At 59.4% G+C, this 8,010-nt stretch carries 8 protein-coding genes and 1 pseudogene; 7 read left to right on the plus strand and 2 right to left on the minus strand.

The window, feature by feature from the left end; genetic code table 11:
- Nucleotides 1-287 (minus strand): annotated as a pseudogene (locus PHW99_RS17180) (endonuclease III); the annotation flags it as partial.
- Between the two features lie 127 nt (nt 288-414).
- On the opposite strand from PHW99_RS17180, the gene PHW99_RS17185 reads away from it, so the two are divergent.
- Nucleotides 415-1,608 (plus strand): PLP-dependent aminotransferase family protein, encoded by a 1,194-nt coding sequence (locus PHW99_RS17185; protein WP_300180484.1) that lies wholly within the window; start codon nt 415-417, stop codon nt 1,606-1,608.
- Nucleotides 1,609-1,631: 23 nt separating this feature from the next.
- Here the strand turns inward: PHW99_RS17185 and PHW99_RS17190 are convergent, their stop codons facing one another.
- Nucleotides 1,632-2,138 carry a hemerythrin domain-containing protein gene (locus PHW99_RS17190; RefSeq protein ID WP_300180487.1) on the minus strand — a complete coding sequence of 169 codons (507 nt, stop codon included), beginning with the start codon at nt 2,136-2,138 and terminating at the stop codon, nt 1,632-1,634.
- 226 nt (nt 2,139-2,364) lie between these two features.
- Between PHW99_RS17190 and PHW99_RS17195 the strand changes: the two genes are divergently transcribed.
- The 6 genes from PHW99_RS17195 to PHW99_RS17220 all read left to right on the plus strand — a co-directional run.
- Nucleotides 2,365-2,955, plus strand: a complete 591-nt coding sequence (locus tag PHW99_RS17195) for a 2-oxoacid:acceptor oxidoreductase family protein (RefSeq protein WP_300180489.1) — start codon at nt 2,365-2,367, stop codon at nt 2,953-2,955.
- On the plus strand, nt 2,948-4,201 hold the full coding sequence (locus PHW99_RS17200; protein ID WP_300180491.1) for a transketolase C-terminal domain-containing protein: 1,254 nt from the start codon (nt 2,948-2,950) through the stop codon (nt 4,199-4,201). The genes PHW99_RS17195 and PHW99_RS17200 overlap by 8 nt, the downstream gene beginning before the upstream one ends.
- A gap of 20 nt (nt 4,202-4,221) precedes the next feature.
- Nucleotides 4,222-5,214, plus strand: a complete 993-nt coding sequence (locus tag PHW99_RS17205) for a thiamine pyrophosphate-dependent enzyme (RefSeq protein WP_300180494.1) — start codon at nt 4,222-4,224, stop codon at nt 5,212-5,214.
- 2 nt (nt 5,215-5,216) lie between these two features.
- A complete protein-coding gene (locus tag PHW99_RS17210; protein ID WP_300180497.1) occupies nt 5,217-6,842 on the plus strand; it encodes an NAD(P)-binding protein in 1,626 nt (541 codons plus the stop codon).
- A gap of 34 nt (nt 6,843-6,876) precedes the next feature.
- Nucleotides 6,877-7,638, plus strand: coding sequence for a 2OG-Fe dioxygenase family protein (locus PHW99_RS17215; RefSeq protein ID WP_300180500.1), 762 nt, complete (start codon nt 6,877-6,879; stop codon nt 7,636-7,638).
- 76 nt (nt 7,639-7,714) lie between these two features.
- Nucleotides 7,715-8,010: universal stress protein (locus PHW99_RS17220; protein WP_300180503.1), on the plus strand; the 296-nt coding region annotated here is incomplete at its 3' end.

Raw genomic sequence — 8,010 nt, forward strand, 5'->3', positions numbered from 1 at the left:
AGGATCTGGCAGGTTTGCAGCAGGTGACGCGCCTTGGCGTGGTACAGGCCAATGGTCTTGATGTGACGCTCCAGGCCATCCAGGCCCAGCGCCATCATTTTTTGCGGAGTATTGGCCACCAGGAACAAGCCGCGGGTGGCTTTGTTGACGCTGACGTCAGTGGCCTGTGCTGACAACAACACAGCAGTCAGCAACTCAAACACGCTGGCAAATTCAAGTTCGGTCTGTGGCTGCGGGTTGCTGGCCGCCAGGGTGGCAAAAAAGGCTTGGATGTTCGCAGGGGTCATAGGTTTGGAGTCCGGGAGGATGCGCCTTGACCATGGTAACCTTGATGTTCGCTTTTCTGTGTGCTGCGACGGTATCAGTCCGGCCCGCAGGGGTTTTTTTGATTCTCAACATTCAGCAACATCCGTCATGCAATTTGCGCAGCGCCTTCAAAACGTGGAGACCTCGGCCATCCGCGAACTCTTCAAACTGTTGGGCAAACCCGGCATCATCAGCTTTGCCGGTGGTTTTCCAGACCCAGCGCTGTTTGATGCCCAGGGCATTGCCGAGGCCAGCCAGGCGGTGCTGGCCAACAACCCCGGTCCGGTGCTGCAATATGGTGCCACCGAAGGCTACCAGCCGCTGCGCGAAGGTCTTGCCAAGTTCATGGCGGGCAAGGGCAGCACGGTGACGCCGGATGGCCTGATCGTCACCACCGGCAGCCAGCAGGCGTTGGACCTGATTGGCAAGACCATGATTTCGCCCGGTGACAAGGTGATTGTGGAAGCGCCGACTTTTCTGGCCACCATCCAGTGTTTTCGGCTCTATGGGGCGCAGGTCATTGGCGCGCCGATTGACGCCCATGGTGTGGACGTGGACAAGCTCGAAGCGCTGATGGCGGAACACAAACCCCGGCTGGTTTACCTGATTCCCAACTTTGGCAATCCCAGTGGCGCCACGCTCAGTCTGGAGCGGCGCAAACGCATTCTGGAACTGGCCGTGCGGACCGGTACGCTGGTGGTTGAAGACGATCCCTATGGCGAACTGTATTTTGACCAGGCGCCTCCGCCGAGCCTGCTGGCACTCAGCGATAACGTGCCGGGCAGCCGCGATTGGCTGGCGCACTGCGGCAGTTTCAGCAAGATCCTGAGTCCGGGGCTGCGCGTGGGCTGGCTGATTGCGCCTGCAGCTTTGCTGGCCAAGGCGGTCATGTGCAAACAGTTCAGCGATGCCCACACCAGCAACCTGACACAAGCGATTTGCGCCCATTACCTGACGTTGAACCGCCTCAATGACACGCTGGCGGTGGTGCGCAAGACCTATGCCGAGCGTGCCCGCGTCATGGCGCAGCGCCTGCAAAGTGATCTGGGGACTGCGATTGACTTCAACGCACCACAGGGTGGCATGTTCTTCTGGGCGCGTCTGACCGGCGCCAACGGCCAGATGGCCAATGCCAATGACTTTGCCAAATGCGCCATTGACCAGGGGGTGGCCTTTGTACCGGGCGCCCCGTTTTTTGCCCATGACCCTGATCTGGCCACACTGCGCCTGAGTTTTGCTACGGCTGACGTGGCCAGGATCACCGAAGGTATTGGTCGGCTGAAACTTGCTATGAATCGCTGATGAACGCTGGTTAGCCACCCCGGTCAGACGGTGGCGGCACTGTCCTGAGGTTCTTCATGGCCGGAGCAGGCCGGGCTGTGGCAGCCCTGGATTTCTGTCGCCGGCAGCGCCTGCGGCAGATTGACTTGGCCGGTGTGTTCGTCGTAACCCACACTGCGCAAATGCAGCGCCAGTGCGGCATCCATGGCCTGGGCGTGCTGGGGAAACCAGATGCCCAGTTCGTCGGCCATCTGGCGAATCACGGCCAGTTCACCGGCTTCGCCTCGTTTTTCACCTTCGCGCATCACCTGCAGCACCACCTGATGCTGGGTGGTGTGGCAGTTGGTGCTGGCAAAGCCGGTGTCTTTCATCCAGCGGTCTTCGCGCCCGAAGTGCTCATCGGTGTGTGCGACCAGTTCGCGCCAAAGCGGCAGCAGTCCGGCATCGCTGGCAGCCACCACCCTGGCCAGCAGTTCCACAAATTCGTGATGGGTGTCGTCCATCGTGGGCAAACCAAGCACCAGGGTGTCAGACCATTCCAATACGGGCATACCGATTCCTTTCAGTCAAATGAAGGCGGGAGCATATACAAGTCCACCATTAGCGAGATTGATCAACATCATGTTTTTTTCATACATTGGTGACACGAACGGCAGACATCAAAAACATTGATCTGCATCAAAACCGGATTATTCTCAAGTAGCAGTATCCACCCTGTCAGAAAAACGGCACCCGCGGCACAGGTTCGCGCGGGCCGCACGCTTGGAGGAGTCATTCATGTTTCAGGTGCGTATTCACGGCCGTGGCGGCCAAGGCGTTGTCACGGGGGCCGAGATGATGTCGATCGCGGCGTTTCTTGGCGGGCGCCACGCGCAGGCCTTTCCCAGCTTTGGCTCCGAGCGCACCGGTGCGCCGGTGGTGGCTTTCTGCCGCATGGATGACAAGGAAATCCGCCTGCGTGAACCCATCATGCAACCCGACGCCATCATCATCCAGGACCCGACCCTGCTGCATCAGGTGGATGTGTTTGGTGGTCTGAAAAAAGATGGCTACATCTTGGTCAACACCACACGCAGCTTTGACGAGATGGGCTTGGGCGAATTTGTCAAAGGCTTTCGGTCAGAGCGGCTGCTGACCGTGCCGGCGACCGAGCTGGCCATGAAACATGTCGGGCGCCCGGTGCCCAATGTGCCTTTGTTGGGGGCGTTTGCGGCGCTTGGCGGCCTGATTTCACTGGAAGCCGTGCAGCAGGCGATTGCGCAAAAATTCTCAGGTGCAGTGGCCAAGGCCAATCAGGCCGCAGCCAAGGAAGCTTATGACATCGTGATGCAACAGGAAAAAGAGGCCCAGGAGACTCATCATGCTTGAACAATGTGAAGGCTCGCATGCCGTGGCGCAGGCGGTGGCGCTCAGCCGCCCGGAGGTGATTTGCGCCTACCCGATTTCTCCCCAGACCCACATCGTGGAGGGGTTGGGTGAATTGGTGAAATCGGGCGCGCTGACCCCCTGTGAGTTCATCAATGTGGAGTCGGAGTTTGCAGCGCTGAGTGTGGCCATTGGTGCCTCTGCCGCTGGTGCGCGGGCCTATACCGCCACTGCCAGCCAGGGCCTGCTGTTCATGGCGGAAGCGGTTTACAACGCGTCCGGCTTGGGGCTGCCGATTGTCATGACCGTGGCCAACCGGGCCATTGGTGCCCCCATCAACATCTGGAACGATCACACTGACAGCATGTCGATGCGAGATGCCGGTTGGCTGCAATTGTTTGCCGAGACCAATCAGGAAGCGCTGGATTTGCATATTCAGGCGTTCAAGATCGCCGAGGAGTTGTCGCTGCCGGTGATGGTGTGTATGGATGGATTTATCCTGACCCATGCGTATGAGCAGGTGGACATGCCGGATCAGGCCCAGGTGGACCGGTTTTTGCCACCTTATGAGCCGCGCCAGGTGCTGGACCCCAATGACCCGGTGACGATTGGCGCCATGGTGGGGCCGGAAGCTTTTACCGAAGTGCGTTATCTGGCTCATGCCAAGCAGATGCAGGCACTCGACCTGATTCCGCAGATTGCTCAGGAGTTCAAGCAGCAGTTTGGTCGTGATTCAGGCGGGTTGATCAAGACCTACCAGACCGAAGATGCCGAAACCATTGTGATTGCCTTGGGTTCCGTGCTGGGCACGATCAAGGACACGGTGGATGATTTGCGCGCTGAAGGCATCAAGGTCGGCGTGCTTGGCATCACCTCGTATCGGCCCTTCCCGATCTCGGCCATTCGTGATGCCACTGCCAAGGCCAAGCGTATTGTGGTGATTGAAAAGTGCTTTGCCGTGGGCATTGGCGGCATTGTGTCACGCGATGTGCGCAGTGCTGTGCGCAATCGGCCACAGCCGGTGCTGACCGTGGTGGCCGGTCTGGGCGGACGGGCCATCACCAAGACGTCGGTGCACAAACTGCTGCTCGACGCCATTGCCGACAAGCTGGAGTTACTGACTTTCCTGGATCTGGACTGGACGGTGGTGAACCGGGTGCTGGAGCGCGAGAAAACCAAGCGCCGGTCTGGTCCGGTGGCCGAGGGCATCCTGCGTGACATCGGTACGGTGTCTTCCCGTGTTTCCTGAGCATCCATCGAGGCACTACCATGGAACAGTCTTTAGTCAAGTTTTACCAAACCGGTACGTTTACCGTGGGCAACCGCCTGCTGGCACCGGAGCAACGCAGCGTGCAGGCCGATGCCCAACGCAGCAATTCACTGAATTCAGGGCACCGTGCCTGCCAGGGGTGTGGTGAGGCATTGGGCGCGCGGTATGCGATTGATGCCGCGATGGCGGCCACCAACGGGCAGCTGATTGCGGCCAATGCCACAGGGTGCCTGGAGGTGTTTTCCACCCCTTACCCGGAAACCTCTTGGCAGATGCCCTGGGTGCACTCGCTGTTTGGCAATGCCGCCGCCGTGGCCACCGGCATTGCTGCGGCCATGAAAGCCAAGGGGCGCAGCGATGTGCGTGTGGTGGCGCAGGGCGGTGACGGTGGCACTACCGACATCGGTTTTGGCTGCCTCTCGGGCATGTTCGAGCGTAATGACGACGTGTTGTACATCTGCTACGACAACGAAGCCTACATGAATACCGGTGTACAGCGCTCCAGCGCCACACCACCAGCCGCACGCACCGCAACCACGATGTCGGTCGGCCCTCATCCTGGCAACGAATTTGGCCAAGGCAAAAGTGTGCCGCTGATTGCCATGGCCCATGAAATTCCCTACGTTGCCACGGCCACGGTGGCTGACTTGCGCGACCTCGAATACAAGGTCAAGAAAGCCATGTCGATTCACGGTGCGCGCTACATCCACGTTTTTGTTCCTTGCCCACTGGGTTGGGGGGCAGCTTCGCATGACACCATCAAACTTTCGCGGCTGGCGGTGGAAAGCGGCGTGTTTCCAGTGTTCGAGGCTGAACGCGGCGAAGTCACCGGGGTGCTGAAAATCCGCCACCAGGTGCCGGTGGAGGACTACCTCAAACCCCAAAAACGTTTTGCCCATCTGTTTGGCAAGAGCCCGGATGTGGCCACCATCGCACGCCTGCAGGCGCGGGCGGATCGCAATATCCGCCGTTTTGGATTGTTGGGGGAATGACCATGCAAAAACCATTTGCCATCACACTGGATGTCGGCAGCTCGCTGGCCAATCACACGGGTTCATGGCGCACGACGCGCCCGGTCTACCTGAGTCGTATTCCACCCTGCAACCACCAATGTCCGGCGGGTGAAGACATTCAGGCCTGGCTATTCCACGCGGAATCGGGGGACTATGAAGCGGCTTGGCGCAGCCTGGTGGAACACAACCCGTTTCCCGCCATCATGGGCCGCGTGTGTTATCACACCTGCGAAGGGGCCTGCAACCGCGGGCAACTGGATGCACCAGTAGGTATCAATTCTGTCGAGCATTTTCTGGGGGATCAGGCCATTGCCCAAGGCTGGCAATTTGCGCCACCTGCTGCCGCCACCGGTAAGAAAGTGTTGGTGGTGGGGGCCGGGCCATCGGGACTGTCCGCTGCTTACCATTTGGCCCGCATGGGCCACGCCGTGACGGTGTTTGAAGCCGGGCCGTTGCCGGGCGGCATGATGCGTTTTGGCATCCCGCAGTACCGCCTGCCGCGTCAGGTGCTGGATGCCGAGGTGCAGCGTGTTGTCGATCTGGGGGTGCAAATCCACTACAACACCAAGGTCAGCAATGTGCTGGAGGCCAAGCAGCAGGGTGGTTTTGATGCAGTGTTTCTGGCCGTCGGGGCCCACATTGCCAAACGGGCCTATATCCCGGCAGGTGATTCGGCCAAGGTGCTGGATGCCGTGTCGGTACTGCGCTCGATGGAGGGTGAAGACAAACCGCTGTTGGGGCGTCGTGTTGTGGTGTACGGTGGGGGCAATACAGCCATTGACGTCGCACGCACGGCCAAGCGGCTTGGGGCGACCGAGTCCATCATCGTCTACCGGCGTAGTCGCGAAAAAATGCCTGCACACCATTTTGAGGTGGAGGAAGCCTTGCAGGAGGGGGTGTTGATCAAGTGGCTGTCCACCATCAAGCAGGCCGGTGAGTCGTCGATCATGGTGGAAAAAATGGCATTGGATGAGAATGGTTTTCCCCAGCCCACGGGTGAGTTTGAGGCGCTGGAGGCCGACTCGGTGGTGTTGGCGCTTGGCCAGGACGTGGATTTGTCGCTGATTGACGGTGTCCCCGGTCTGGTGGTGCAGGACGGGGTGGTGCAGGTTGACGCACAGATGATGACCGGTCACGCCGGGATTTTTGCCGGCGGCGACATGGTGCCGGCTGAACGCAATGCCACGGTGGCTATTGGCCACGGCAAAAAGGCCGCACGCAGCATCAATGCCTGGTTGCGTGGTGAGGTGTATGTGGCACCGCCAAAAAACGAGGTGGCCGGGTTTGAAAAACTCAACACTTGGTATTACAGCGATGCGCCCAAGACCGTGCGGCCCACGCTGGACATCATTCGCCGTCAGTCCACTTTTGAGGAGGTGCAGGGCGGGCTTGACGAGAGCAATGCCCTGTTTGAGGCCAGGCGCTGTCTGTCCTGTGGCAATTGTTTTGAGTGTGACAACTGTTATGGCGTCTGTCCCGACAACGCGGTGATCAAAAAGGGCCCCGGCAAAGGCTTCGAGTTCAAGTACGACTACTGCAAGGGCTGTGGCATTTGTGTGTCAGAGTGCCCGTGCGGGGCGATCAAGATGGTGCCGGAAGAAATCTGATTTAGACGGGGGCGGCAGGCGTTAAAGTTGGGGTATGAGCCATTTTTTTTCTCCGGCGCCAGCGGTGGAACCTGCTGTATGCGCCCAGACCCTGCAACGCCAGGGTTACGCAGTTTTGGGTGCTCAGGGTGTGTGCGCCCTGAGTGACTGCCCCGTTCAGGCGCTCGATGCGCTTCGTGACACCTGGGCTGATTTGCCGCCGGACAACTATCTCAAGGATGGTGGGCATTACCGGCGGCGTCGGCACGCGTGTTTTGTGGTGAGTGACGGCGCCGTGCGGCAGGTGCCACATCGGGCCCATTGGCAGCCGCTGGAATACAACGCCCTGCATGGTGGCATGCAACGGCTGTTTGAGCCGATCCTGCCGACGGTGGTTGGCAGACCGGTGTGGAACCAGTTGCTGCTCTGGTTGGGGAAGGTGTGTTCTGGATTGAAAGGGGAGCAGCCCTGGTTTGTGGAGGTGCACCAGTTCCGCATTGACACCACCGACGGTATCGGACGGCCCACACCAGAAGGCGCTCATCGTGACGGGATGGACATGGTTGCCGTGTTCATGGTGAATCGCCAGAACATCAAGGGGGGTGAGACGCGGGTGTTTGAGGCAGATGGTCCCAATGGCCAGCGTTTCACTTTGACGGAGCCTTGGTCCGTGCTGCTGCTGGACGATACCCGTGTGATCCATGAAACCACGCCAATCCAGCCGTTGACAACGCCCGGGTTGTCGCCGCAAGATTGTTTCCGCGACACCCTGGTCGTGACACTGCGCGCCCACAATTTCCAGGGTGATGAAGCATAAAAAATGTGAATTCACCACGCACGGCCCGGCGGCTGATTCACAATAGTCCCACCCATATTTTTCCGAGGAGTATTTCATGTACAAACATATTCTGGTTCCCGTGGATGGATCAAACACGTCACAAGTGGCCGTGGGCAAGGCGACGGAGCTTGCCAAGGCCTTCGGCAGTTCGGTAACGGTGATTTATGTCATTGATCCCTATCCCTTCACGGGTGTTGGGACCGACTTTGCTTACGGGCAGGCCGAGTATCTGAGCGCCGCCACAGCCGAAGCCAATGCCGCGGTCAAGGCTGCCAAAGAAAGTTTTGCGTCGGCGGGTGTGGCGGTGGATACCTCGGTGATTGAATCGCATACCGCCTGGCGTGGCATTGT

Origin of the sequence: Rhodoferax sp., from assembly GCF_028689305.1 — a bacterium.
In the GTDB taxonomy this organism is placed as follows: Bacteria; Pseudomonadota; Gammaproteobacteria; order Burkholderiales; family Burkholderiaceae_C; genus Rhodoferax.